28 protein-coding genes and 1 riboswitch are annotated in these 25,081 nt (G+C 39.7%); of the genes, 22 read left to right on the plus strand and 6 right to left on the minus strand.

Going from position 1 to position 25,081, the window contains the following annotated elements; translation table 11 throughout:
• The first annotated feature begins 14 nt into the window (after positions 1–14).
• Positions 15–482: a GNAT family N-acetyltransferase gene (locus KMHG_RS10795; protein WP_010289452.1), complete on the plus strand. Its 468-nt coding sequence runs from the start codon at positions 15–17 to the stop codon at positions 480–482.
• A 20-nt stretch (positions 483–502) separates the two neighbouring features.
• On the opposite strand, the gene KMHG_RS10800 is transcribed toward KMHG_RS10795, so the two are convergent.
• Positions 503–1,063: a hypothetical protein gene (locus KMHG_RS10800; RefSeq protein WP_010289453.1), complete on the minus strand. Its 561-nt coding sequence runs from the start codon at positions 1,061–1,063 to the stop codon at positions 503–505.
• Between the two features lie 122 nt (positions 1,064–1,185).
• Here KMHG_RS10800 and KMHG_RS10805 point away from each other — a divergent pair, with 122 nt between their 5' ends.
• From KMHG_RS10805 to KMHG_RS10830, 6 genes are all read left to right on the plus strand, one after another.
• Positions 1,186–1,620, plus strand: coding sequence for a YhfM domain-containing protein (locus KMHG_RS10805; protein WP_010289454.1), 435 nt, complete (start codon positions 1,186–1,188; stop codon positions 1,618–1,620).
• Positions 1,621–2,154: 534 nt separating this feature from the next.
• Positions 2,155–2,994: a sodium/glutamate symporter family protein gene (locus KMHG_RS17790; RefSeq protein ID WP_010289456.1), complete on the plus strand. Its 840-nt coding sequence runs from the start codon at positions 2,155–2,157 to the stop codon at positions 2,992–2,994.
• Positions 2,995–3,093: 99 nt separating this feature from the next.
• Positions 3,094–4,119: an ABC transporter permease gene (locus tag KMHG_RS10815; RefSeq protein WP_010289459.1), complete on the plus strand. Its 1,026-nt coding sequence runs from the start codon at positions 3,094–3,096 to the stop codon at positions 4,117–4,119.
• Positions 4,120–4,785, plus strand: a complete 666-nt coding sequence (locus KMHG_RS10820) for an ABC transporter ATP-binding protein (protein ID WP_010289462.1) — start codon at positions 4,120–4,122, stop codon at positions 4,783–4,785.
• 2 nt (positions 4,786–4,787) lie between these two features.
• Positions 4,788–5,462 carry a response regulator transcription factor gene (locus tag KMHG_RS10825; protein ID WP_010289463.1) on the plus strand — a complete coding sequence of 225 codons (675 nt, stop codon included), beginning with the start codon at positions 4,788–4,790 and terminating at the stop codon, positions 5,460–5,462.
• A complete protein-coding gene (locus KMHG_RS10830) occupies positions 5,459–6,841 on the plus strand; it encodes a HAMP domain-containing sensor histidine kinase (RefSeq protein WP_010289466.1) in 1,383 nt (460 codons plus the stop codon). Before KMHG_RS10825 ends, KMHG_RS10830 begins: the two co-directional genes overlap by 4 nt.
• 25 nt (positions 6,842–6,866) lie before the next feature.
• Here KMHG_RS10830 and norA read toward each other — a convergent pair whose 3' ends face one another.
• Positions 6,867–8,042, minus strand: a complete 1,176-nt coding sequence (gene norA / locus KMHG_RS10835; RefSeq protein ID WP_010289468.1) for a multidrug efflux MFS transporter NorA — start codon at positions 8,040–8,042, stop codon at positions 6,867–6,869.
• Between the two features lie 68 nt (positions 8,043–8,110).
• Positions 8,111–8,944: a MerR family transcriptional regulator gene (locus tag KMHG_RS10840; protein ID WP_010289472.1), complete on the minus strand. Its 834-nt coding sequence runs from the start codon at positions 8,942–8,944 to the stop codon at positions 8,111–8,113.
• A gap of 56 nt (positions 8,945–9,000) precedes the next feature.
• Here KMHG_RS10840 and KMHG_RS10845 point away from each other — a divergent pair, with 56 nt between their 5' ends.
• The 3 genes from KMHG_RS10845 (at position 9,001) to KMHG_RS10855 (ending at position 12,704) form a co-directional block, all read left to right on the plus strand.
• Positions 9,001–9,717: an alpha/beta hydrolase gene (locus tag KMHG_RS10845; RefSeq protein ID WP_010289474.1), complete on the plus strand. Its 717-nt coding sequence runs from the start codon at positions 9,001–9,003 to the stop codon at positions 9,715–9,717.
• A gap of 84 nt (positions 9,718–9,801) precedes the next feature.
• Complete coding sequence (locus KMHG_RS10850) at positions 9,802–10,239, plus strand: MarR family winged helix-turn-helix transcriptional regulator (RefSeq protein WP_010289475.1); 438 nt, start codon at positions 9,802–9,804, stop codon at positions 10,237–10,239.
• 11 nt (positions 10,240–10,250) lie between these two features.
• Positions 10,251–12,704: an MMPL family transporter gene (locus tag KMHG_RS10855; protein WP_010289476.1), complete on the plus strand. Its 2,454-nt coding sequence runs from the start codon at positions 10,251–10,253 to the stop codon at positions 12,702–12,704.
• Positions 12,705–12,799: 95 nt separating this feature from the next.
• On the opposite strand, the gene KMHG_RS10860 is transcribed toward KMHG_RS10855, so the two are convergent.
• Positions 12,800–13,000, minus strand: coding sequence for a cold-shock protein (locus KMHG_RS10860; protein WP_010289477.1), 201 nt, complete (start codon positions 12,998–13,000; stop codon positions 12,800–12,802).
• Positions 13,001–13,782: 782 nt separating this feature from the next.
• Here KMHG_RS10860 and KMHG_RS10865 point away from each other — a divergent pair.
• The 7 genes from KMHG_RS10865 (at position 13,783) to rpsN (ending at position 18,797) form a co-directional block, all read left to right on the plus strand.
• Positions 13,783–15,099, plus strand: a complete 1,317-nt coding sequence (locus tag KMHG_RS10865; protein ID WP_010289478.1) for a Na+/H+ antiporter NhaC family protein — start codon at positions 13,783–13,785, stop codon at positions 15,097–15,099.
• A gap of 42 nt (positions 15,100–15,141) precedes the next feature.
• Entirely contained in the window at positions 15,142–15,330 is a 189-nt protein-coding gene (locus tag KMHG_RS10870; RefSeq protein WP_010289480.1) for a hypothetical protein, read from the plus strand.
• Positions 15,331–15,420: 90 nt separating this feature from the next.
• Positions 15,421–16,257: an alpha/beta fold hydrolase gene (locus tag KMHG_RS10875; protein WP_010289482.1), complete on the plus strand. Its 837-nt coding sequence runs from the start codon at positions 15,421–15,423 to the stop codon at positions 16,255–16,257.
• Positions 16,258–16,260: 3 nt separating this feature from the next.
• Positions 16,261–17,037 (plus strand): hypothetical protein, encoded by a 777-nt coding sequence (locus tag KMHG_RS10880; protein ID WP_010289483.1) that lies wholly within the window; start codon positions 16,261–16,263, stop codon positions 17,035–17,037.
• A gap of 113 nt (positions 17,038–17,150) precedes the next feature.
• Entirely contained in the window at positions 17,151–17,300 is a 150-nt protein-coding gene (gene rpmG / locus KMHG_RS10885) for a 50S ribosomal protein L33 (RefSeq protein ID WP_010289484.1), read from the plus strand.
• 68 nt (positions 17,301–17,368) lie between these two features.
• On the plus strand, positions 17,369–18,553 hold the full coding sequence (locus KMHG_RS10890; protein WP_010289485.1) for a GTP-binding protein: 1,185 nt from the start codon (positions 17,369–17,371) through the stop codon (positions 18,551–18,553).
• Complete coding sequence (rpsN, locus tag KMHG_RS10895; protein ID WP_010289487.1) at positions 18,528–18,797, plus strand: 30S ribosomal protein S14; 270 nt, start codon at positions 18,528–18,530, stop codon at positions 18,795–18,797. The genes KMHG_RS10890 and rpsN overlap by 26 nt, the downstream gene beginning before the upstream one ends.
• 90 nt (positions 18,798–18,887) lie before the next feature.
• On the opposite strand, the gene KMHG_RS10900 is transcribed toward rpsN, so the two are convergent.
• Positions 18,888–19,499 carry a Crp/Fnr family transcriptional regulator gene (locus KMHG_RS10900; protein WP_161601009.1) on the minus strand — a complete coding sequence of 204 codons (612 nt, stop codon included), beginning with the start codon at positions 19,497–19,499 and terminating at the stop codon, positions 18,888–18,890.
• A gap of 153 nt (positions 19,500–19,652) precedes the next feature.
• Here KMHG_RS10900 and KMHG_RS10905 point away from each other — a divergent pair, with 153 nt between their 5' ends.
• From KMHG_RS10905 to cobT, 5 genes are all read left to right on the plus strand, one after another.
• Entirely contained in the window at positions 19,653–20,504 is an 852-nt protein-coding gene (locus tag KMHG_RS10905) for an ABC transporter ATP-binding protein (protein ID WP_010289490.1), read from the plus strand.
• On the plus strand, positions 20,437–21,222 hold the full coding sequence (locus KMHG_RS10910; RefSeq protein WP_026022081.1) for an ABC transporter permease: 786 nt from the start codon (positions 20,437–20,439) through the stop codon (positions 21,220–21,222). Before KMHG_RS10905 ends, KMHG_RS10910 begins: the two co-directional genes overlap by 68 nt.
• An 11-nt stretch (positions 21,223–21,233) precedes the next feature.
• Positions 21,234–22,262 carry an aliphatic sulfonate ABC transporter substrate-binding protein gene (locus KMHG_RS10915; RefSeq protein WP_010289492.1) on the plus strand — a complete coding sequence of 343 codons (1,029 nt, stop codon included), beginning with the start codon at positions 21,234–21,236 and terminating at the stop codon, positions 22,260–22,262.
• Between the two features lie 92 nt (positions 22,263–22,354).
• A complete protein-coding gene (locus tag KMHG_RS17795) occupies positions 22,355–23,131 on the plus strand; it encodes a pirin family protein (RefSeq protein WP_010289493.1) in 777 nt (258 codons plus the stop codon).
• 26 nt (positions 23,132–23,157) lie between these two features.
• A riboswitch (cobalamin riboswitch) is annotated at positions 23,158–23,335 on the plus strand.
• 91 nt (positions 23,336–23,426) lie between these two features.
• Complete coding sequence (gene cobT, locus KMHG_RS10925; protein ID WP_010289494.1) at positions 23,427–24,482, plus strand: nicotinate-nucleotide--dimethylbenzimidazole phosphoribosyltransferase; 1,056 nt, start codon at positions 23,427–23,429, stop codon at positions 24,480–24,482.
• A gap of 148 nt (positions 24,483–24,630) precedes the next feature.
• Here cobT and KMHG_RS10930 read toward each other — a convergent pair whose 3' ends face one another.
• Complete coding sequence (locus KMHG_RS10930) at positions 24,631–25,032, minus strand: pyrimidine dimer DNA glycosylase/endonuclease V (RefSeq protein ID WP_010289496.1); 402 nt, start codon at positions 25,030–25,032, stop codon at positions 24,631–24,633.
• Positions 25,033–25,081 lie beyond the last annotated feature (49 nt).

Consider the following 25,081-nt stretch of genomic DNA (forward strand, 5'->3'; position numbering starts at 1 on the left):
AAAGGAGAGATTGTATGATTCAAAGATTAACAGCCCCACCTTATCCGTGGGATTTACTGCTACTAGCAGATCCATCTAAAGCGCAAGTAGAAAATTATTTGTATGATAGCGATGTGTACGTGTTAAAAGTAGAAGAAGTGACGGTTGGGGTATATGTTTTATTGCAACGAGATGAGCAAACGATAGAGCTCATGAATATAGCGGTCGCTGAAGAAGTACAGCATCAAGGGTATGGTCACCAGTTGTTAGCACATGCAATGGCAACTGTAAAAGCAATCGGTGTGAAAAAGTTACTCGTTGGTACAGGAAATTCTAGCATTGAGCAACTAGTGTTTTATCAAAAGCACGGATTCCGTATGACGCATATTATACGAGACTTTTTCATTGAACATTATGACACGCCTATTTTTGAAAATGGTATTCAGTGTCGGGATATGATTCAACTGACATATATATTTAAAGATGAAAACCGACCACATTAAAAGCTGGTCGGTTTTTGTGATTAACGGCGTGTATAATTTTTTACTTTGTAGAAAATCTTTTGTTTGCCGTTTTGTTTATAGGTAATTAAAATAACTCCATGATTTTTGGCGATATATGTATAGCCATTGCTTGCATTGTTTTTAATACGAATAATATGTTTATACGTGCGGTTGCCAACCTTTTTCGTCATATTTACGTTCAGCACCGTATATTTATATTTGTATGGTTCACCGTATTCATCTTCAGAAGAAATCGTATAAATCGTATTCGATTTCATCGGGAAATAGTAGTCTTCCATTAAGAAGTAATCTGAACTAGCGATACCTAGTGATAAATAATGATTTCTATATAAATGTGTGTATCCACCATTTGGATTTGTACATTCACGCTGTGACACAGGACCGCTACATTTTACGGCCATCGTTGAACTGTTATAGCTATCATTAAAATAAATTTCATAAAAATAATTTTTACTCGGTACATAATCTGCACCGCTTTTAATTGTTGCTGCGTCTGAATACATCGGTGCGATTTGCCACATCATACAGACAGCTGCTAAAATTGCGAACCATTTTTTCAAAAAAATCTCCCCTTGTCTTCTTTATTATAGGCTGTTTTCGTAAAGTTTGTTGTTTTTAGAATATGCTATACTAAACATGAAACAGTTTCCAATTGTAGCCATTTTATATAGGAGGAGATATTATGAAAAAAATTAAATACCTTATTTCCCTTTTTGGTATCGTCTCCATATTTTTAGTAGGCTGTTCAAACGTAATAGAAAATGAAGAACGCTATATACAAGTTCAACATCGCATTGGTGATGAAAATAAATATGCGGATTTCAAAGAAATTACTGATAATGAACAGATTCAAAAAGTGAAAGATATTTTAAATGAGATTGATTGGGAACATGCAAAAGTAAATATGACTCACCCACCTGATTACAGATTCATATTTCCATACAAAAATCCTAAAGTTGAATCAAAAGCGGCGACATATGAACTTTGGATAACTCCGAACAACGATAAAGTAGAACTTGTTATAGACGCTGAAAGTAACTATGTTCAATTAGATACGGGGAATTCAGCAGAACTCTTTGAAATCCTTGTTGGCGAAGAATTATCAGACCAAAAATAATAATTTGACCTCGACTTTAGAGGTCTTTTTTTATGCCCTTTTAAGCAATTTAACAGGTTTATAATTTAATTTTTGACAGGACGAAATAAGCATTCGCTCCATCCTCTTGTCAAATGCTAAATAAATATTTAATTTTATGGGCGAGGCTTTAATTTTTTAAGGCAGCAATACATCTTTTAAACTCGCTTCATTGTTCGATGCTGAATATGGAAAGCTTGACGTATATAAAAAAAACCTCAGTGAATGAGGTGCTTTTTTTAAGATTGAACTGATAAATTTTTATAATTTTTAACATAGTGAATTCAATTCTCCAAAACCATCCTTTTATAGACAAATCAAAACGCCACTTCAAATTAACATTGAAGAGGCGTTTTTTTAGTGGATTTTGTCTATAAACTCGTCTATTTGATGATTTGTAAGACTACCAAAATGTTGTTTGGGAATGTTTATCCCTAAATCTATCAGCGATAAATTTTTTTGTAATTGAAATATTTTAATAAAGCTCCTTTTGTTGATATAGCGACTTCACTTGGTATGACGAGTGCGACAGTCGGTATTATATGTTCCATTGTTGTCGGAATGATTTTTGTGAAGCGGGGCGCTGAAAAAGGAAAACCATCATTTTTAACGAGTTTTAAAGATTTACCAGACGAGTTACGTACGGGATTAATTCCGAGAAGTAAACGTGAAGCGACTGCGACAACAACGATTTCGCCAATGAACATTGATCCTCTAGCGATGCATGTCGGGATAGTGGCGATGATTACAGCGGGTGGTTACTATTTAAGTAAATGGATTGAACACCTTGTCGGCAACGCCGCAATTCCTGCATTTTCAACCGCATTTATCGTTGGGATTATCATTAATTTTTTATTGCGTAAAACGAACGCAGATACGTATTTTGAAAAAGAAAATATGGACCGCATTAGCGGGACGGCAACCGATATTTTAGTCGTCTTTGGGATTGCGTCGATTCAAATTGATGTCGTAACAGGATATTTATGGCCGCTTCTTTTATTACTATTCATTGGCATCTTATATAATTACGTATTTTTCAAATGGCTTGCCCCACATTTCTTTACAAAATATCCGTTTGAAAAAGGTATTTTCTCATGGGGCTGGGGCACAGGTGCAGTTGCAATGGGGATTGCATTATTACGCATCGTTGACCCAGACAATAAAAGTGAAACGCTCGACGACTACGGTATGGCTTATTTACCAGAAGCGCCAATCGAAATTGTCATCATTACATTCGCCCCAATTATGGCAATGACCGGTCAATCTTGGTTATTCGTCATTATTGCTATCGTTTGGATCGTCGTTATTTATATCGTTGCACGACGAGGGAAATGGTTGAATACCGCTTCGTCGTAACAGACAAATTTTCTCACATATGTGAGGAGATTTTTTTTGTTCATTTTGCGTTCATATACATCTTTTAAGATAGAGCTATCGAAAGGGAGGTATATCAACATGCAATTAGGTTGGAAAGAAATGAAACGAAACAAGAAAAGGTTTGTGACATTCGGAGCAGTTGTATTTTTAATTAGTTTATTAACATTTATGGTCGCGGGGCTAGCGAACGGTTTATCGCAAGACAATGCCTCACTTATTAAACAATTACCGACAGGCACATTTTATATGGAGAAAGATGCCGATAACAAATATACACAGTCTGCGTTGACAGATAAACAGGAAACGCAATTGTTGAAACAAAAAGATGCGGTCTCGTTTTCAATTCAAATGGGTGTACTATATGATCAATCGGAGCGTCAACAAAGTGTTGCCTTTGTAGAAAGTACAACATCAAGTTATTTTCCAAAAGTGTCGCGAGGTGAAATCATCGTCGATGCGGAGTTAGAATCAGAAGGTTATAAAGTAGGAGACCGATTCCAAAACGATCAGTTAAGTAGACCGTTAAAGATTAAAGCGTTCGTTGAACAACAAACGTTCAATCATGCACCTGTAGCATTTGTACATCGTGATGATTTCCGTGAGATGTTCCGTACAGAAAATGCTCAAATGGTTTATGTGCCAACGAAAGATGCGAAAGAAGTCACGGGGTTAACAAGTTATGATGAAAGTGCATTTTTAAAAACGATTGATAGTTATGTAGCGGAACAACTGTCGTTAAACATGATTGTTGTATTTTTAATTGTTATTAGTGGAATGTTATTTGCCATTTTCTTTTATATGATGAATGTACAAAAAATCGGTTTGTATGGCATTTTAAAAGCAATTGGCGTGAAAACAGCGACATTGTTCAGAATGATGTGGCTGCAAATGTTCATTATTTCAGTGAGTGCGGTCACGCTAACAATTATCGTCACACAATTATTTGCTTATACGGTGACAGCGATGCCATTTGATTTATCGGTGACAGCGATTGCGATATTATCGCTCATTTTTATTGTCATTGGCTTTATTGGAGCAACGATTTCCGGTATGCAAATTCGAAAAATCCAGCCATTAAGTGCGATTCAACAAGGAGAGAGATAAATGACGTTTTTTAAAATGGATCATATTCAAAAATCGTTTATGATTGGTAAACGAGAAGAAATGATTTTAAAAGATATTTCATTAGAATTAGAAAAAGGAAAAATTACAGCACTCACAGGACCTTCAGGTTGTGGGAAAAGTACATTATTAACGATTGCAGCAGGCTTACAAGAGGCGACAAGCGGGCATTTAATAGTAGAGGGCGTAGATATGACGACACTTTCTGCAGAGCAAGTACGAGCAATTCGTGCAGAAAAATTTGGTTTTGTCTTTCAATTTGCGCACCTCGTCCCATTTTTAACAGTAGAAGAACAGTTATTGTTAATGTTAGACGTAGCAGGAAAATCAAATGAACACGTGACGGAATTATTACAACTTGTCGGAATGCTTCATCGGAAAGATGCTTATCCAGAAATGCTGTCAGGCGGGGAAAAGCAACGTGTAGCGATTGCGCGGGCATTGATTCACCAACCGATGATTTTATTTGCAGATGAACCGACGGCAAGCCTAGACTCTAAGCGTTCTGTTGATGTGATGCTGTTATTACGTAAATTAACGAAACAACTGAACATTACGACGTTGATTGTAACGCATGATGAAGATATGTTGAAATATGTTGATGTCGTAATGAAGATGAAAGATGGGCAACTTGTGAAGGAAGGGTAAACATGACAACTTTATTAATTGTAGATGATGATCCGAATGTTTTAGATGTAATGACCATTTATTTTCGGCAACTACATTACGACGTCGTCACTGCAAAAGATGGAATGGAAGCGTTGGAACAACTGAAAAAGCAGCCGATTCACGTTGCGGTTGTCGACGTTATGATGCCTTATATGGACGGCTATGCATTAACGAAAAAAATTCGAGAAATGTATGAGCTACCGATTATTTTATTAACGGCAAAAGGACAAATTGAAGATAAAGAGCAAGGGTACATGGCAGGGACGGATGATTATGTCGTCAAGCCTGTTCACCCGAAAGAATTACAATTTCGAATTGAAGCACTTTTGCGCCGTTATGAATCTGTCGAACAGCAAACGTATCAACTAGGGCCAATGCTCATATTGCCACAAAGTTATGAGGTGAACGTGGCAGGACGAACATATTTGTTGCCATTAAAGGAGTTTGAACTGCTACTTTATTTAGCGGAGCATTTATCTCAAGTGCTAACACGTGAGCAAATTATTACACATGTATGGGGCATTGATTATGAAGGAGATGAACGAACAGTTGATGTACACATTAAACGATTGCGTGCGCGTTTAGCGAAATTTGCACCGAGCGTAACGATAAAAACGGTACGCGGCATCGGTTATGGATTAGAGGTTCATGAATGAAAACATTGTATGCAAAATTTGTAGCGATGACGATTGTGATTATGGTGTTTAGTAGTATAGTTGCCTTTTTCGTATCGAACATTTATTATCACCAGGCGCTAAAACCAAAAAATGACGAAAAAATTACGCGCTTAGCTACGGAAATGGTTGATTATATAGAAGCAAATCAAACATTACCGCTTGATGCATATTTACAACATCATGCGACGCTCGGCTATCATTTGTTGCTTATTGATGAAAACGGTCAACGTACATCATTCAATGTGCCATTCCGAGATCAAACGCTTGATGAACGAGACGTACAAACTGTTTTAGATGGGCAAATCTTTCATGGTATTTTACATTTTCCACATCAAACATTTGTGACAGGCTTTTTTGCGAATGAAGCGAAAAATGCTATCGGTGTCCCACTTGAATATAACGGTGAACGCTATGCATTATTTGTGCGTCCGAATATTAAGCTACTCTTTAATGAAATGCATTTTTTATTCGCCGCATTGCTCGGTATGATGATTTTGCTTAGTGTACTACTCGTATTATTATGTACGAAATTTATCGTCAAACCGATTACACATTTAACGAAAGCGACGACAACGATTGCAAATGGTCAATACGATGTAACGTACGTTTCAGAGCGAAAAGATGAATTAGGGAAGCTCTCACAAAGTTTTGCGCAAATGGCGAAGAAACTAGCACAAAATGACGAACATCGCAAGGCATTTATTGCGAGTATGTCTCACGATATTCAGTCGCCATTGTCGAATATTAAAGGATATGTAGCGCTATTACAAGATGCTTCATTATCAACGGATGAACGACGTTATTTAGAGACGATTGATGAAGAAATTGCACGTTTATCTGGATTAACTGAGCAGTTGCTACAGTTAACGACGCTCGATCAGCAAGCGTATTTATTAAATCGCAAATCATTTTCATTAACAAAGCAACTCGAAACGCTCGTTAAACAATATGAATGGAAAGTGCAACAAAAGAATTTAATGATGAGTTATCAATTAGCAGACGTCGACATCATAGGAGACGATACGTTATTGTACACCGTATGGGATAACATTTTGTCGAATGCAATTAAATATACGCCCGCTTATGGCATGATTGATATTGAATTACTAGAGACGGAGACGACTGTGATCGTACGTATTGCAGATACGGGAATTGGTATGAGCGAAGCAGATCAACAAAAAATATTTGAACGCTTTTACCGTGCAGATCAAGCACGTACGCGCACAGTTCCGGGAAATGGCCTCGGGTTGTCCATCGTACGGACGATTGTCGCGCTGCATGAAGCGGATATTGACGTTACAAGTGCGGTAGGAGAAGGTACGACGGTAACCATCACGATAAAAAAAGGAGAAACGTAAATGCTACGTTTCTCCTTTTTGTTTGTTATTGTGTGGCGCGTTTCGGTTGTTTCCACATAAATGCGAGAATTGTACCGATAATCAGAACGATTGTTGCGAAGTAGTACGGATAGTCGATATCTATATCGAATAACACGCCACCTAAAATTGGACCAAAGACATTAGCGAGGGAAGTGAAAAATGAATTCATTCCGCCGACAAAGCCTTGGTCATTGCCTGCAATGCTTGATAAATAAGTTGTAACCGCTGGACGAATTAAATCGAAGCCGATAAATACGGTAAATGTCACAGCCATAATAAGCCAATACGTATGAACGACAGTCATTAAAAAGACGAGAACGGCTGATAAAATAAGCATCGCGCGGATTAATTTAATCGCGCCCATCGTTTTCATCATCTTGTCGAAGACGACTACTTGGAACACAGCCCCTAAAATCGCACCACCAGTAATGGCAATTGCAATGTCTGATGGGCTGAATTGGAATTTGTGGTCGACATATAAACTAAAGAATGACTCAAACGCGGCTAAACCGAATGACGAGACGAAAATCACAACGAAGGCGATAAAGAAAATCGGCATGAAAATTTTTCGGAAGCCACCTTTTGTTTGTGACGCTTCGATATGATGTTCTTCGACAACTTGGCGCTCTGGCTCGCGCAGTAAAATAATTGATAATACGGCTGCGACACCGCCAAGAATACCTGCAGAATAAAATGGCACACGTGTACCGATTTCTGCAAGGAAACCACCGATACCAGGACCGATAATAAAGCCTGTGCTAATAGCGGCTGACATATAGCCGAGTGCTTTCGGACGGTTTGATTCATCGGTAATATCCGCGATAAAAGCAGTGACCGCTGGCATAATGAAGGCCGCACTTAAACCACCTAAAATACGTGAAATAAATAATACTTCAATCGTTTTACCGAGACCGAATAGAAATTCAGAAGCCCCGAAAATGAATAAGCCTAAGACGATCATAATTTTACGTCCGAATCGATCGACCGCTTTTCCTGCGAACGGGGAAATAATTAATTGTGTCAGCGCGAACGTTGCAGTTAAATACCCGACAACTGTACCACTAATATTTAACTCATTCATAATCGTCGGTAGTACTGGAATGACAAGTCCAATCCCTAGAAACGCGATGAATAAGTTCATTAATAAAATGGCAAGTGTCATAGCTACTTTTTTACTCATGATGACTAGCTCCTTTTACTTTGCTGTCATCTATGTTAAACCCTACAGTAACTGTAGAGTCAACTACATTATTCGGTAACCGGAACTTTTAATTCAACGATATATTCTGGTTCCGTGTTAGGTGAAAAGCTCGTCGGTAAAAATAGCTCGTATACACGTGCATTTGCTAGATGGCGCGCACAAACCGTTTCATAAAGTTTTCGATAGTTACGGAAATAATTTTCTTTCGTATAAGGAAATGCGATGCATAAAAACGTACCACTTGGTGAATCAATCGTTTCCATATTGTCGCCAAAATAGTCGATAGCACGCGTCGTAAGGAGAGGAGTGAATAATGCTTCGTACGTCAATTCATCTAACGAAGCGTACGGTGCTACTTTATAAATACCGCCGTATCTTGTTGCAGCGACGCTACCACCGCGCTCTAATGTTGCTGATAGCGCGCTAAAATACGGATTAATATCGTCCGTAAATGTTAGACCATGTGTTTGAATTGTCAACAGCCGTTCAGATTCTTCATGTTTTTCGTAAATGTCATGAAACATTGGAATGGCTGATTGTTCAGCTAACTGCTTTTGTGTTTTCATAAGCATGTATTGTACTTCTTGTAACTTTGTGAGCTTATCTGATACCGTTTGCTGTTGCGCCGCTAAAAATGAAATCATTTCTTCCGGCGTTAGCTCTTGTGCATCTTTAATTTTTTTCAGTGGTGTTCCGATATATTTGAGCGATTTAATTAAATCGGCATTAAACAACTGAAATTCGCTGTAATAACGATAGTTTGTCGTCGTATCTGTTTGAACAGGTTTAAATAAACCGATTTCGTCGTAATAGTGTAATGTGCGAATCGGCAAATTTGTTAATTTTGCCATTTCACCAATCGTGTAAAGTTTTGGTTCCATCGTCTTCAGTCCTTTGTGCGTTATAATTGTATTATACAAGGAATGGAGGAACTATCATGCATTTTCAATGGAATGGACATCAATATGACATTACCGTCAACGTCCCAGAAGCGCCTTATCCGAAAGAAGGGTTGCCTGTATTGTACGTGTTAGACGGTGCGCATAACGGTGTACTCGTCAATGAAATGGTACGCATGCAAATGCACATGCGCAAGCAAACAAAAATTGCGCGCATGATCGTCGTGACGATTCAGCAGCCGAGCTATCAACGTTTTGCAGACTTTACACCTTACGCCACGCATTACGAAATGTCTCAACAATTTCCAATGCCACAAGACGGTGAATTCGGCAAAGCACATATTTTTTCCGCTTTTTTAGAGGAAGTATTAAAACCGTATATCGCTGCACATTACCCGTCAGGTGCACGTCATATTTTGCTCGGTCATAGTTTGTCTGCCTATTTCGTGTTATGGCAAATGATACAAGCACCGAGTCGATTTACAGGCTATATCGCGATTAGTCCTTCTGTTTGGTGGAATAACGAATCCCTTTTACAATCAGATTTCTCAGCGCTCACCGATGAACCGCCACATGCATTGTATATAGCGGTCGGGGAATATGAACGTTCTATGCATGCACCGATTGACCGGTTAATTGCGCGGTTGCCAGCGCAAATGACGTATCAATACGACATCGCACCAGAAGAAAATCATCTCTCGGTTTTTCCAACGATGTTAAGTCGCGCATTGCGTTACGTACAAGCGCATAAATAGGTTTATTTTGACAAAAGTAGTTCATTGCAGTAAACTACTTTGTAAATTAGTTCATCGCAGTGAACTATATAAGGAGGTGGCCGAATGGGAAAGCTGCATGAGGCGATTGAGCTATTTGAACATGTCATGATTAGTGCGAATGAAAAAATTACGCATGAATTAGATGAACAAGCATTTAAAGGATTGTCGATTGAACAATATGAAGTGCTCGCTTTTTTAAAAGTAAAAGGGGATAAAACACCAGGTGAAATTGCATTGTTCCAAAACATAAAAAAAAGTGCGATGTCTAATCGACTAAATAAATTACTTGCACAAGGGTATATAACGTATATGCCAGTACCTGCTGGAGATAAACGTTCAAAACATGTGCATATTACAGATGCTGGATTAGCAATAACAGATGCGATTCAACAGCACTACCGAAGCATCATTGCCGATTTATTTGAAGATATGCAAGAAGATGAAGATTTAGAAACATTTATCCGTTTATTAAAACTGATTCAAAGCAGATTGAAAAAATAAGGAGGAATTCGATGAATAACTTGAAAAATATGCGGACATTTGCGCTCGTCGTTTGGATTGTGGCGATTGTCGTATCTGTGCTCACGATGCCGAACTTAACACGTCTCGGTCAAGAAAAAGGACAAGTGGAGCTACCGGCGCATTTTGAGAGTGAAAAAGCTGCCAAAATTTTAAATGATATGAAGTATGACGGGAAAGATTCGTATGAATTTGCGCTCGTCTTTCATGATAAAGATGGATTAACGAAGGCGGATAAGAAAGAGATGAATGAAGCGCTTGATTATTTCGTCGACCATCGTAAAGACTACAATATTACCGATACATTTTTCTACAATGATAGCGCCCAAGCAAAAAAACAGCTTGTGAGTGAAGATGGCACGACAATTATCAATCAAATTACGATTGAAAAAGGTTTGGACAGTGCGACAGAAGTGGCCGATCAATTGTACAAAAAGCTCGATGACTTATCGGTGAAAACGTACATTACTGGTAGTGACGTCGTAATGGATGACTTCTCACAAACGTCACAAGAAGGTGTACAAAAAACGGAAATCGTTGCGATTATTTTCATTATCGCTATTTTAATCGTCGTGTTCCGTTCACCAATCGTACCGTTCGTCTCACTCATTTCGGTTGGTGTCGCGTATATCGTGTCGTTAAATATTATCGCCCAACTCGTTGAGAATTTTAACTTCCCGTTTTCAAACTTCACGCAAGTATTCCTTGTCGTGATTTTATTCGGGATTGGGACGGACTATAATATTTTATTATTAACACGTTTCCGCGAGGAGCTCATAAAACAAGATCATGTGCTCAAAGCGATTTCGACGACGTATAAAACAGCAGGGAAGACAGTATTGTATTCAGGTATCGCTGTATTGTTCGGTTTATGTGCATTATTCTTTGCGGAATTTAGCTTCTACCGTGCAACAGGTGGTGTCGCAATAGGTGTTCTCGTACTACTCGTTGTGTTATTCACACTAAATCCATTCTTCATGGGCTTGTTAGGCATGAAAATGTTCTGGCCGGTGAAAAATGCGAAATCGCATGCAGATAATAAAACGTGGACATTTTTAGCGAAACATTCATTCGCACACCCTATTATCGCTATTATCCTCGTGGCGATTTTAGCGGTTCCTTCTATTTTGATGTATACAGGTAATTTAAACTTTAATGATTTAGATGAGATTGATAACAAGTATGCGTCGAAACAAGCGATTAATATTATCGCCGATCATTTCCCGGCAGGAATGAGTTCACCGACGACACTTGTCATTGAAAATGACGATAAACTGACAACGTCTGAATCCCTTCAAGAAATTGATCGACTGACAGCACGCCTAAAAGAAATTGACGGTGTCGATAAAGTGTATAGTGTGACGCGTCCAGAAGGTAAGAAAATTAAAGAACTGTATTTAGGCGACCAGCTCGATACGGTGACAGACAGTTTAGATAAGATGCAGCAAGGTACAAAAGATGTGCGCACTGGTTTATCTGAAGCGGCAGCGCAATCAGCAGAAGCAACGCAAGCAACTGCTGCACAATTGCCACCAGCCGTTGCTGCGCAAATGGCTGCCCAAGCGGAAGCACAAGGGGAAGGCTTACAACAGGCAACTGCTGGTCTACAGCAAATTGAAGATGGTCTCGGTGAAACGAAAGATTATACGAAAGAAGCAGGAAAAGCGAATCAAAACGTTTTAAATGTTCCTGATGATGTATTAACAGGGAAAGATTTTAAACAAAGTCTTGATACGTATATGAACGATGACCAAACGATGACGACGATGACGATTATTTTAAAAGAAAATCCGTATACAGCAGAAGCGATGAATGTAATGGAAGAAACACAAAATGTCGTTCATTCATTTGTTGAAGGCTCTAGCTTACATGAAGCGAATGCATATTTAGGTGGTAAAACGATGTCTAACGTCGATTTACAAGAGATGTCAAAAAGTGACTTCCAACGTAGTATTATCATTATTTTAATTGGCATTTCGGTGATGCTACTATTTATTACGCGTTCACTTGCACATACAGTTGTCATTTTAATCTCACTCGTTGTCGCAAGTTTTGCAAGTTTAGGCATTACAGAATGGTTCGCGAAAACATTTTTAAATGTCGAAGCATTAAGTTGGAACGTACCATTCTTCACGTATATTATGCTCATTACGCTCGGCGTCGATTATTCAATTTTCTTAATGATGCGTTATAAAGAAAATCGTGAAAGTCGTTTAGATTTAATTGTTGATGCTTGTAAGAAAATGGGGGGCGTCATTTTATCGGCTGCCATTATTTTAGGTGGTACGTTCGCGGCGCTCATTCCGTCAGGCATTAATACGTTAATCCAAGTCGCCATTGCTGTAATGATCGGGATTGCATGGCTCGCATTACTGCTTATCCCAGTGTTTATTCCAGCAACATTCGGTCTTGGTAATAAAATGAATGCACCAAAAAAAGAAAAATAAAGATGATAAAAAGCCGTTCCGATCGTTGGAACGGCTTTTTTGTGCATACAAAAAAGGCACCCCGTAGGATGCCTTTTGAATCGTTCGCTTTAAAATTAAAGTTTTACGATGTTTGTAGCTTGTGGGCCACGTTGACCATCTTCAACTTCGAATTCAACTTTTTGACCTTCGTCTAAAGATTTGAAACCTTCGCCTTGGATAGCTGAGAAGTGAGCGAATACGTCAGAACCGCCTTCAACTTCGATGAAACCGAAACCTTTTTCTGCGTTAAACCATTTTACTGTACCTTGTGTCATTTAAATGACCTCCATTGAATGTTATTTAATAAGATTATAATTCCTCAAAAAGAAAAAATTCACATATTACAAAAAGTACCAACTAAAACACTAGTACGCTTTGTAATAGGTGAATTTATTGTTGTTTTGTAATTTCTTATTGACTTTATTGTATAACAAATACTGCCAGTTGTCTACCCTAAACTGAAAAGAATGTAAGACACTTCATTTACCCAATAGAAAAGACGCCCATCTACCTTATAACTGGGCGCCTTTCTAGTCGCAACTTTCACGACAACCTTTTGAACCTCTCACGACTACATACGCGAGAAACCTTCAATTACCACAACTTTCAAAAGCTTAGCAGCGTGGTACGAAATGCACCTAAAATTCAGGTGACAAAATGTTGCACAGTGTTACTTAAAACGATACTTCTTATTCAACCCACGAAATAGCCGTTCCTAATGAGCAGTTCCGAGATGATACATATCCACGTCTTCAACATGTAATCTTACATAACTATATATGTTGTAAGAGTGGCGTCGATAACAATGAAACTAAAGCGCTCACCGGTTCATTAAAGGATCAACATAGGTTGTTGATAGTTATACTATACCACAGCTTTTTAAGTTATGCAATAATTATTCTGAATATTTAGGTTATTTTTTAAAAATACGTTTCATCAAACATGGCTGAACGCTCACGAGTTATGACATAATTTCTATCACTCGGTTGCAAACGGTCGCAATTGCTTATGAACGTGCTAAAATAGCGTTAAATTTTGCAGGAAAGCTGTGTGAAGCATGGAATTTATCGTCTTTGGATTATTTGCATGTAGCTTACTGTTATGTGTCGCGTTCGGGCAACCGATTTTGCTGGCACTCGCATTCGGTTACGTGCTCTTTTTTATGTATGGACTAAAAAAACAATATAGCGTGAAACAAATGCTGACGTTCTCGTGGACGGGCATTCGTCAAATTAAAGGAATGCTCGGCATTTTCTTTTTAATCGGTATGATGACAGGGCTTTGGCGCGCGGGTGGTACGATTCCGATGATTATTGACGTATCGACAGGCTTTTTAGTGCCAGCGATTTTTATCGTCGTTGTCTTTTTATTGAACTGTCTCGTTTCTGTTTTGACAGGAACGGCTTTTGGTACTGTTGCGACGATCGGCGTGATTTGCATGACGATTGGCAATGTAATGGGTGAAAATCCATTGTTTGTCGCTGGTGCGATTTTATCAGGTATTTATTTTGGCGATCGCTGTTCACCGATGTCAACGAGTGCGATGCTCGTTTGTGAGCTGACGCATATGAAATTGTTAGACCATATTCGTCAAATGATCAAAACCGCTGCCGTGCCGTTTACGTTGACGGTGGCCATTTATGTCGCGCTCGGATTGATTCATACACCAGAAGCGGCGCAAACACACGTAACGGATATTTTCCGTGAAAGTTTTGTCTTAAACTGGTATACGCTCATTCCAGCGGTGCTCATTTTTGTTCTACTATTATGTAAGTTGAAAATTAAGCAAACGATGCTTGCGAGTATTATTGCAGGGGTCATCATCTGTTTCTTCGTCCAACGAATGTCTGTAATGGACATTATTGCGACACTTTGGCGTGGTTACGTTGCACCGAATGAGCAGCTCGGTGCGATGTTAAACGGTGGTGGCATTTTATCAATGGTGAAAGTCATTGCTATCGTTTGTTTATCATCGTCATATTTCGGTATTTTCAATGGGACGAATATGTTGGCACAAGTACAACGTAGCGTTGAACTATTGGCATCGAAAACGACAAATTTCTTTACAGGAACGATTGTGGCCATTGTCGCAGTCATGATTTCTTGTAATCAAACGCTTGCGGTCATGTTAACGTATCAGTTAAATAAAGATATTTATCAAAATGACCAAAAAACGGCTAGTATGCTCGCAGATACCGCTATCGTCATTCCGCCGCTTATTCCGTGGTCTATTGCATGTGCAGTGCCACTCGCTGCGGTCGATGCACCGGTGACGAGTATTTTATTTGCATGTTATTTATATTTATTACCGCTTGCTGGGATTATTCGTTCATTTTATCGTAAGCGCGTCGAAACGATGACTGTTGGGGTGTAAATTGATTCAAATTCTTGTACAATAGAAGCACGAGGTGACAACATGAAGTTAAGTAAAAAATTTTTTAATTCACTCGGCTTAATTATGCTCATCATTTTCGGTGGTAATTTCGTCGTTGACTATTTCCGCCACGATACGTTTAATATGACCGAGTTAATTGGTGGTATCGCGGGACTTGTTTTCTTAATGATCGGTGGCGTCGTGAAAAAAGATGCGCCTGTCGAGAAATAAATAGAGCATTTGATCGGTTCAGATCAAATGCTTTTTTTTGTGCGAAACTGTAAAATAAAGGGGTAATATACTTTTTATTGGAGGGATTAGATGGCACGTTTACAAGTAGGTACAGAAAATGATTTACCGATTGAACTACATTATGAAGATGTAGGTGCAGGAAAACCAGTCGTCCTCATTCATGGCTGGCCATTAAGTGGACGCTCGTGGGAACGTCAAATACCTGCGCTCATTGAAGCAGGATATCGCGTCATTACGTACGACCGTCGTGGATTTGGACAATCGTCACAACCGTGGCAAGGTTATGAGTATGATACGTTTGCGAAAGATTTACATGAATTGCTCGAGCACTTGGACGTTCATGATGTGACACTCGTCGGCTTTTCAATGGGCGGCGGTGAAATTGCGCGCTACGTTGGTAACTACGGTACAGATCGTCTAGCAGGTGTTGTATTTGCTGGCGCAGTACCTCCGTATTTATACAAAACGGCCGATAATCCAGAAGGCGGAATGGATGATGCGGGTATTGAAGAAATGGAAGCGGGCGTAAAGGAAGACCGCTTGGCATTTTTAGAAGATTTTACGCATAACTTTTTCACAGCGAATGATGAATTGCTCGTGAGCGAGTCATTCCGTCTATACAATAAACAAATTGCATCGTTTGCTTCACCGAAAGGCACGCTCGACTGTATTGGCGCATTTAGCCGTACCGATTTCCGTGCGGACTTAGAAAAAGTGGACGTTCCGACGCTCGTATTGCACGGTGATGCCGATGCGATTGTACCGATAGAAGTAAGTGGCGCTCGAACACATGAAATGATTGAACATAGTGAGCTCGTTGTCATTGAAGGCGCACCACATGGGTTCAATGTGACACATGCCGATGCATTTAATGAGGCGCTCCTAACATTTTTACGCGCGTTGTAGGCAATGAAACGATTAGATCGAAGTAGTGTCGCAACGCTTATTTTTACGTTTACAATGACGATTACGCTCGGCTTAATGGCGCTTTATATCGGTTTTGACTGGCAACATACGTTGTTTTTATTGAAAAATAAACTGTTCCGTTTTGCGGAAAATGAAGCGCTCGCCCTCGTGCTCGTCATCGCTGTCATTGCAAGTATTTATAGTGTGATGAGTTATATTTTATACGAGGTGCTCAAACTCCGCATTCCGAGTTGGATGGCATTATCGTTTTACATTCCGATTGAACTGTTAAAGCTCTACTTTCTCATTATGGCGTCGTTTATTGTCGTGACGTATAGTGCATTTCATTTAAGCGAGGACAAAGTGTTTACGTCGACGATTTTCTTTAACATTACGTTGTATACATTTATGCTATCGTCATTTCTTTATAGTTTGTTCAAAGGCATGATGAATAAAATAATGAGACGGCGTGTAGGGTATCAACTCGCTAAAAAAAGTGAACAACAAATGCTCCATACGTTTGAAATTAACGGCATTATGAATGCGCTCGTTATCATTGTGACGGTGCTCTTACTGGCAGATACGATTGGCAATGCGGCGTATGAAAACTTGTTGAAACAAACAGATTGCAACGGGATAGGGTGTAACGAAAACACGTCGATTCAGCTCGACGATTTTTTAAACAGCCGTATTTTTTCATTGATGATTCCGTCGCTTGCCGTATACATTATGTCGATTAAATTTGGGTTTTTAAAAGGATTTCGAAAACAAATTCGCTAAAAGCAATGCCAAAATGGTGTTGCTTTTTTTAATTTCCTATGTTGACAAACAGAAAAAAGAGTTGTAATATTTTAAATCGTAACCATTACTATTTATAAAAAGAGGTGATGAACATGCGTGTGCAAGTAACATTAGCATGTACAGAGACAGGAGATCGCAACTATATTACGATGAAAAATAAACGTACGCATCCAGAAAAATTAGAGCTGCGTAAATATTCACCGAGATTAAAACGTGTGACGCTACATCGTGAAACGAAATAAGGCGTCAAAAAATTTTACACATTTTTAAATCGTAATTATTACGATTTAAATAAAAGGAGTGCACAACGATGAAAAAAATTCCTGTGACCGTATTAAGCGGCTATTTAGGGGCGGGAAAAACAACGCTATTAAACCATTTACTACAAAATGAACAACAATTACGTATTGCGGTAATTGTAAATGATATGAGTGAAATTAATATTGATGCAGCGCTTGTCGAGCAAGGAAGTAGTATTTCACGTACGGATGAAAAGTTTGTCGAGTTATCAAACGGATGCATTTGCTGTACGTTACGTGAAGATTTATTACAAGAAATCGAGCGTCTCGTTGAAAAAGGAAACATTGACTATATCGTCATCGAGTCGACAGGCATTAGTGAACCAATCCCAGTTGCACAAACTTTCTCATATATAGATGAAGCATTAGGCATCGATTTAACGAAAAGCTGTACGCTCGATACGATGGTCACAGTTGTTGATGCGAATCGCTTTTGGACAGATTTCCAATCAGGGGAGAGCTTGTTAGCACGTAGTCAAGCGGTGAGTACCGAAGACGATCGTGACGTCGCGGATTTATTAATCGATCAAATCGAGTTTTGTGATGTTTTAGTCATTAATAAAAGTGACCTTGTGACACGAGCGCAACTCGATCAACTTGAACACGTGCTCAAAATGTTGCAACCGACTGCGCGTATTATCCGCACGACATATGGGCAAATTGCGCCGACAGACATTTTACATACAGGGCGCTTTGACTTTGACAAAGCTTCACAATCAGCAGGATGGATTCAAGAGTTAAATCAAGCGCATCATACGCCGGAAACGGAAGAATACGGCATCGGTTCATTCACGTACAAACGAAAATGGCCATTCCATATTGAACGTTTCCAAGCATGGGCGGAAAACTTTCCACTAGAAATCGTACGTTCAAAAGGGTTTGTGTGGAGTATGCAACATCCGAATACTGCTTTGCTCTTTTCACAAGCCGGCTCATCTGCGACATTACAGCCGTTGACATATTGGATTGCAACGTTACCAAAAGCAGAGCAACAAGCACTATTTGAACGTGAGCCTGAAATATTAGACAACTGGGACGAAGCATTTGGCGACCGTCAAACAGAGCTTGTCATCATCGGTATTGATTTAGATGAAGCAAGTATTACGGCAGAGCTAGATGCATGTCTTGTGACGAGTGAAGAAATGATGACTGTAATGGAGGAATTACAACATGGCAAAAAAATCGAAAATCGTTAAACAACAAAAACGTGAGGCAATTGTCGAGCGATATGCAACGCTCCGTCAACAATTAAAGGAAGTAAAAGATTACGAAGCACTTCAAAAGTTGCCACGTAACGCATCACCGACGAGACTTGTTCGTCGGTGCAAAATTACTGGACGTCCCCATGGCAACCTACGTAAATTTGGCATGTCGCGTATTCAATTTAGAGAACTTGCTTATAAAGGACAAATTCCTGGCGTGAAAAAAGCGAGTTGGTAATGAAATAGAGGCTAGGTTAAAATCTTCGTCAATAAGAAAAGACATTCATGATTTGAGTCAAATCGTGAATGTCTTTTTTTGTCTATTTTGTTATGCAAATAATTGTTGGTCTAAAATTTCGATTTTACCGCGTTCATATGAAATGAGATTTGCTTTGCGCCAAGCGTTTAAATTGCTCGTCACTTTTTGGCGACTACAACCGACTAAATTTGATAATTCTTCATGTGTCATCGGTAATTCGACGATCGTATGCCCCTCTTTAAATGTAGAAAATTGTTGTAAAAACCAAGCGAGTCGCTCTGGTACTTGTAAATTCGTCAGCGCACACATGAAGTTTTGTGTTTCAATGAGCCTTGTAGCAATCATTTCACTTAACGGTTTCCACAAAATAGGTTGCTTTGTTAATAGTGTATGCAATTGTTCTGTTGTCATCATATAGCACGTTACTTCCGTTAAGCTCATCGCATAACGCATGCGCGCAGCATCGTTCGCTAGTACTTCTGCTAAACCGTACAGTTCGCCCGCTTTTCGAATAGATAATGTAATATCTTGCCCATTTTCTGTTTCTTGCCCAATTTTAACCCAGCCCTCTGTTAAATAGTAAACGTGCGTTGGTCGTTCATCCATTTGGAAAATCCGTTGCCCTTTCGGTATTTTCACAAATTGCCCATGTTGCTTGATAAATAATTCTATCGCTTTCAAAAAATACACCCCGTTACTAATTTTACCTTTATTTTTCATGATATGTCACCTAAGTGACAGAATTGTTGAACTATTTCCTTTAGAATTTCAATATATCATATAAAACATACTAACTTAATAGGTATTATATGTTTTATTCGGGGAGGTGGCAATATGTCTGAATCACATATTGTGTTAAAAGATTTACATAAATCGTTCGAACATAAGGGGCAAGATCCAGTCATCGCGCTAGATCAAGTAAATTTAACGATTCAAAAAGGCGAATTTTTATCACTATTGGGGCCATCAGGCTGTGGGAAATCTACCTTATTAAATATTATTGCCGGTCTCGACAAACAAACATCAGGAGAGATTACGGTAAATGGAAAAACGATTAAAGGTCCGGGCAATGACCGTATCGTTGTTTTCCAAGAATCAGGTTTATTTCCTTGGTTAAGCGTACTCGACAATGTCATGTACGGCTTACTGATTAAAAAAGTACCGAAAGAAGAAGCAGAAGCGCGCGCCATGAAGTGGCTACAAAAAGTTCACTTAGCGAAATTTGCGCATGCACAACCGCATGAATTGTCAGGCGGAATGAAACAACGTGTGGCAATTGCACGTGCGCTCGTAATGGATCCAGAAATTTTACTGATGGATGAACCATTTGCTGCGTTAGATGAACAGACGCGTATGGTGCTCCATAAAGAGCTTGAGCAGTTATGGCGTGAAACGAAGAAGACCATTATTTTCGTTACACATAACATTCGAGAAGCGGTCGTATTATCCGATCGTATTTTATTAATGAAAACCCGTCCTGGTGGTGTGAAGCGTGCATACAATGTGCAAGCTGGACGCCCACGTCAAGGTACAGATAGTGTTCTCGTTGATTTAGAAAGTCGTATTTTATCCGAGTTACAACTAGAGATGGAGAAAGTGTTGAAGGAGGAATTCGGTGATGATTACGACTTTAAGAAGGATCAGCTTCGTGGTAATACTGATAGCCATATGGGAAGCGATATCTAAATTTGAAGTATTCCCAGCATTTATGTGGCCGCCATTCATTATTCCAAATGAACCTGGTGGCGTGACGGTTATGAAGACACTCATTAGTGGTTTAACAGACGGTCAGTTGTTAGAAGCGACAGAGCAATCGCTCGGACGACTCGTCGTCGGTTTCTTAATCGCCGTCGTGCTCGGTACATTAATTGGGTTTTTGATTTATAAATCAAAACTCGTCGATGATACGTTAGGATTTTTCGTTTCAACGTTACAATCGGTACCAAATATCGTTTGGTTCCCCTTAGCGATTTTATGGTTCGGCTTAGGGGTTGAATCGGTACTATTCATTATCGTACTCGGTGCGACATTATCGCTGTCGATTACGCTAAGTACCGCATTTAAAAGCGTACCACCATTAAACATTCGCGTGGCACGTACGATGGGCTCAAAAGGCTTCCATTTATTCCGCACTGTCATTTTCCCAGCGACCGTACCACAATTTATTTCAGGTTTACGTGTTGCTTGGGCGCTTGCATGGCGGGCCGTTCTTGCCGGTGAGTTACTAGGGGGTAGCGGTGGTTTAGGGACACTACTCGATATGGGACGTTCATTGCAATCAATGGATTTAGTATTTGCGATTATGATCATTATCGGTGTCATTGGCACGTTAATTGATAACTTTGTGTTTGTAAAATTAGAACGCGCTGTATTACGTAAGCGCGGTATTCAAGTAGTGAAATAGGGGGAGAAAGTATGAAAAAGTTCAACAAATTTTGGTTGTTCGCAGTCGTAGCAGTCGTAACATTGGTGCTTGCTGCATGCGGTGGCAAAGACGACAACGATTCAGCAGACGAAGGTAAAAAAGACGCAGCAAAAGAAGTACGTATTGGGTATTTCCCAAATATGACGCATATCGCAACAATCGTTGCACTTGAAAAAGGTTTCTACAAAGAGCAACTTGGCGATGATGTAAAAATTACGACGAATACATTTAACGATGGTTCAGCATTTATGGAAGCAATGAATACAGATGCAATCGACTTAGGTACAGTTGGTCCAACACCAGCATTAACAAACTATTTAAAATCACCAAAACACGAAATTGTTTCAGGTGCAGTAAACGGCGGTGCAGTACTTGTCGTTCGTAAAGATTCAGGCATTGATTCTGTTGAGGATTTAGCAGGTAAAACAGTGGCAATCCCAACATTCGGTAGTACACAAGATATCGCGTTAATGAAAGCATTAAAAGATGCAGGCTTAAAAGTAAAAGCAAGCGGTGGCGATGTAAATACAGTGAAACAAGCGCCAGCAGATACAGCTGCATTATTCGTTCAAAAACAAGTAGACGCAGCAGCAACACAAGAACCTTGGGGCGTTAACATCGAGAAAAATGCAGATGCAAAATTATTATTAGGTCCTGATGAATTTGCATGGGGCAATGAATCAACAAATACAGTAGTCGTTGCACAAACAGATTTCACAAAAGAAAATCCGGAATTAACGAAAAAAGTATTAAAAGCACATGCAGAAGCGGTTGCGTTCATTAACGATAACCCAGATGAAGCTGTTGATTTATTTTTAAAACATGTAAAAGACATTACAGGTAAAGCATTATCAGAAGATGAAGTGAAAGAAGCATTCAAACGTTTAACACCAACAACAGATGTAAACGAAAAAGTGCTACAAGAAATGGCAACAATCTCTAAAGAAGCAGGTTACACAACGAAAGACGATATTACAGGTCTTGTGAACTTAAGCTACTTAAAAGAAGCGACAAAATAGTAAGATGAAAAAGGCGAATCGGTGACGGTTCGTCTTTTTTTGTGGAATGCGGGTATAGATGGATGGATGTTTTTTAGAAAGGGTGTTGAAATATGGACATTTTTCGTCATAGCGATTCATTTGATAAAGTAGGGAGTCGTATTGAATTTCGTTCACAGTGGCCTGGCGTCGCAGATGGAAATGTAGATAAGGAAGATTATGCATTCGGACCACTCCAATCGTTTGACCATGCAACTATTCGCAAGGGAACAGTTATCAAAATGCATGAACATAAAAACGATGAAATTATTAGTTATTTAGTAGATGGGCAATTTGTACACGAAGATTCAGCTGGTTCGTACGAAACGTTAGCACATAATCGTTACATGCTTATGAGTGCGGGGGATAGTCTTTTCCACCAAGAAAGTACACCAGACATGGATGCGGAGATGTTGCAAATTTTTATTCGACCTCGTGAAGCAGATTTAGCGCCAAATGTGCAATTTGCCTCGTATGAATCATCTGATGATTTTCGATACATTGCAGGGCCAGCACATGCACCATTGATCGTTCGCCAACGTGTATGGATGTATGATTTACACGCTGCATCAGGCACATACAATTTGCCAACAGCTGAAGAAGGACTCGTACCATGTGTATACGTTTTTGACGGTGCGATTACAATTAATGGAGCGCGTTTAGAAAAACGAGATGGTGCCATAGGGGCGGACATCGTGTCATTAACGGTAGAAGAACCGAGCGTCGTCGTCGTATTTCTCGTTGACCTAGACGCATCCGTAACGAAGGCAGGGCCATTTAGTGGGCGCAATCGTCCGACTGAAAAAATTGTCAGCCGTATGTGGAAAGATGTAAAAAACGATATTGACTGATTTTTCTTAATACGGTAAAGTGTACGTAACTACATAAAGCATTAGGTGCTCTAGCAATAGAGAGAATAGGGAATAAAGTGCAAAACTTTAGCGGTCCCGCCACTGTAACAGCGAATAAGATGGAAAGATGCCACTGATTGATCGGGAAGGCTTCATCTTATGTTGACCTGAAGCCAGGAGACCTGCCTAACGCTGTACACGTACGTATAGATGATGGAAAAGTCTGTAGTTTATTTCGCGATGCCGAATAAACTACAGGCTTTTTGTTTTGTGTAGATTCAAAGGAGGATATGATATGTCATTATTACAACAAACAATCGAGCAAATCCAATCAACAACGAAAGCGGATCACGATGAAGCGGTGAACTATATCGATTCGCTAGCAAAACCACCGAAAAGTTTAGGGAAGCTAGAAAAAATCGCAGCACAACTCGCAGCGATTAACGAAGGTAAATTCCCAGAAACGTTGAAAAAGGCCGTAATCGTTTGTGCAGGCGACCACGGTGTTTGTGATGAAGGTGTTACAACGAACCCACAATCAGTGACGGTATTCCAAACGCTTGGCTTTCCGAAAGGAACGACAGGTGTATGTGCTATCGCGAAATCAGTCGGTGCAACAGTTGTGCCAGTCGATGTCGGTGTCATGGAAGATTTACCAGCAGATGCGGGCGTTATTTTGAAAAAAGTGAAGTATGGTACGGACAATATGCGTAAAGGGCCAGCGATGACACGCGACGAAGCAATTCGTGCAATTGAAGTTGGCATTGAAGTAGCGAATGAACAAGTGAAAAACGGTGTGAACCTACTAGCAACAGGGGAAATGGGCATCGGCAACACGACGCCAAGCGCGGCGATTTTAGCTGTGTTAGAAGGCGTAGATCCAGACGAAGTGACAGGTTTTGGTGCGGGCGTTGGTGAAGGTGGTATTGCGTATAAAGCGCAAGTTATTCGTGAGGCAATCGCGTTAAATCAGCCAAATCCAGATGATGCGATTGACGTACTTGCTAAAGTGGGTGGCCTTGAAATCGGCGCGATGGCGGGCGTAACGTTAGCAGCGGCGGCCAATCGTGTACCAATTGTCATTGACGGTTATATTTCAACAGTTTCAGCATGTATCGCTGCGGCATTAAACCCCGCAGTGAGAGATTATATTATTCCATCACATGCTTCAGAAGAACCTGGCGCGCGTATTGCAGCGGCACGTTTAGGTGTAGAACCAATGTTGCATATGAATATGCGTTTAGGCGAAGGGTCAGGTGCGGTATTAGCATTTCCAATCGTAGATGCGGCGTTAGCAATGGCTACTGAAATGGTAACATTGGAACAAGCGGCAGCCTTAATCGAAGCATAAGTTATGAAAAAAGAGGCTGGGACATAAGTGTAAAAACACCATCTCAAATGAGCATAAAAACAACCGGAATCGCGCTGTGGCGCGGTTCCGGTTGTTTGTTGCGAACACTAAAAAAGGAAAATGAAATGTTTTGTCCCAGCCTCTTTTTTTAACGGTTTAATTGTTGTTTAACATATTGATCGAGCGCTTCAAATTGCGCCGCTTCGTAATCTTTTTGACCACGAATAAATTTTTCTTTTAAATTAAAATAACAAATTTCTAAATACGTATCGTCGTGGTCGCGTGCAAACGGATGTGCCACGACAGTCGGTTCGACATCTGCAAAATAACGTTCCATTTTTTCATATGAGCGAATATTGTATCCACGTGCTTTCATTTCTTGAATAATCAAGTCTGTATAAGCACGTAAATCAGCTTTCGGATAGTCATAAATATAGTTAATGAGTACGTGTTTATCCTCTTTCGCAAAAATGCTGTTTAGCTCACGCCATTGTGATAATAGCTGGCCTTTCGGTAAAAATGGAATGATGTCTGTATGCCATAAACGCACTTGTGTCACCTAGCTTTCAATAAGATGACTTTATTGTAGCAAAAACGTG

The organism is Kurthia massiliensis (assembly GCF_000285555.1).
Classification (GTDB): Bacteria; Bacillota; Bacilli; order Bacillales_A; family Planococcaceae; genus Kurthia; species Kurthia massiliensis.

Bases quoted from the DNA above. Each gene is read 5' to 3' on its own strand.
- KMHG_RS10795 (WP_010289452.1), top strand. From the start codon at position 15: ATGATTCAAAGATTAACAGCCCCACCTTATCCGTGGGATTTACTGCTA.
- KMHG_RS10805 (WP_010289454.1), top strand. From the start codon at position 1,186: ATGAAAAAAATTAAATACCTTATTTCCCTTTTTGGTATCGTCTCCATA.
- KMHG_RS17790 (WP_010289456.1), top strand. From the start codon at position 2,155: ATGACGAGTGCGACAGTCGGTATTATATGTTCCATTGTTGTCGGAATG.
- KMHG_RS10815 (WP_010289459.1), top strand. From the start codon at position 3,094: ATGCAATTAGGTTGGAAAGAAATGAAACGAAACAAGAAAAGGTTTGTG.
- KMHG_RS10820 (WP_010289462.1), top strand. From the start codon at position 4,120: ATGACGTTTTTTAAAATGGATCATATTCAAAAATCGTTTATGATTGGT.
- KMHG_RS10825 (WP_010289463.1), top strand. From the start codon at position 4,788: ATGACAACTTTATTAATTGTAGATGATGATCCGAATGTTTTAGATGTA.
- KMHG_RS10830 (WP_010289466.1), top strand. From the start codon at position 5,459: ATGAAAACATTGTATGCAAAATTTGTAGCGATGACGATTGTGATTATG.
- norA (WP_010289468.1), bottom strand. From the start codon at position 8,042: ATGAGTAAAAAAGTAGCTATGACACTTGCCATTTTATTAATGAACTTA.
- KMHG_RS10840 (WP_010289472.1), bottom strand. From the start codon at position 8,944: ATGGAACCAAAACTTTACACGATTGGTGAAATGGCAAAATTAACAAAT.
- KMHG_RS10845 (WP_010289474.1), top strand. From the start codon at position 9,001: ATGCATTTTCAATGGAATGGACATCAATATGACATTACCGTCAACGTC.
- KMHG_RS10850 (WP_010289475.1), top strand. From the start codon at position 9,802: ATGGGAAAGCTGCATGAGGCGATTGAGCTATTTGAACATGTCATGATT.
- KMHG_RS10855 (WP_010289476.1), top strand. From the start codon at position 10,251: ATGAATAACTTGAAAAATATGCGGACATTTGCGCTCGTCGTTTGGATT.
- KMHG_RS10860 (WP_010289477.1), bottom strand. From the start codon at position 13,000: ATGACACAAGGTACAGTAAAATGGTTTAACGCAGAAAAAGGTTTCGGT.
- KMHG_RS10865 (WP_010289478.1), top strand. From the start codon at position 13,783: ATGGAATTTATCGTCTTTGGATTATTTGCATGTAGCTTACTGTTATGT.
- KMHG_RS10870 (WP_010289480.1), top strand. From the start codon at position 15,142: ATGAAGTTAAGTAAAAAATTTTTTAATTCACTCGGCTTAATTATGCTC.
- KMHG_RS10875 (WP_010289482.1), top strand. From the start codon at position 15,421: ATGGCACGTTTACAAGTAGGTACAGAAAATGATTTACCGATTGAACTA.
- KMHG_RS10880 (WP_010289483.1), top strand. From the start codon at position 16,261: ATGAAACGATTAGATCGAAGTAGTGTCGCAACGCTTATTTTTACGTTT.
- rpmG (WP_010289484.1), top strand. From the start codon at position 17,151: ATGCGTGTGCAAGTAACATTAGCATGTACAGAGACAGGAGATCGCAAC.
- KMHG_RS10890 (WP_010289485.1), top strand. From the start codon at position 17,369: ATGAAAAAAATTCCTGTGACCGTATTAAGCGGCTATTTAGGGGCGGGA.
- rpsN (WP_010289487.1), top strand. From the start codon at position 18,528: ATGGCAAAAAAATCGAAAATCGTTAAACAACAAAAACGTGAGGCAATT.
- KMHG_RS10905 (WP_010289490.1), top strand. From the start codon at position 19,653: ATGTCTGAATCACATATTGTGTTAAAAGATTTACATAAATCGTTCGAA.
- KMHG_RS10910 (WP_026022081.1), top strand. From the start codon at position 20,437: ATGATTACGACTTTAAGAAGGATCAGCTTCGTGGTAATACTGATAGCC.
- KMHG_RS10915 (WP_010289492.1), top strand. From the start codon at position 21,234: ATGAAAAAGTTCAACAAATTTTGGTTGTTCGCAGTCGTAGCAGTCGTA.
- KMHG_RS17795 (WP_010289493.1), top strand. From the start codon at position 22,355: ATGGACATTTTTCGTCATAGCGATTCATTTGATAAAGTAGGGAGTCGT.
- cobT (WP_010289494.1), top strand. From the start codon at position 23,427: ATGTCATTATTACAACAAACAATCGAGCAAATCCAATCAACAACGAAA.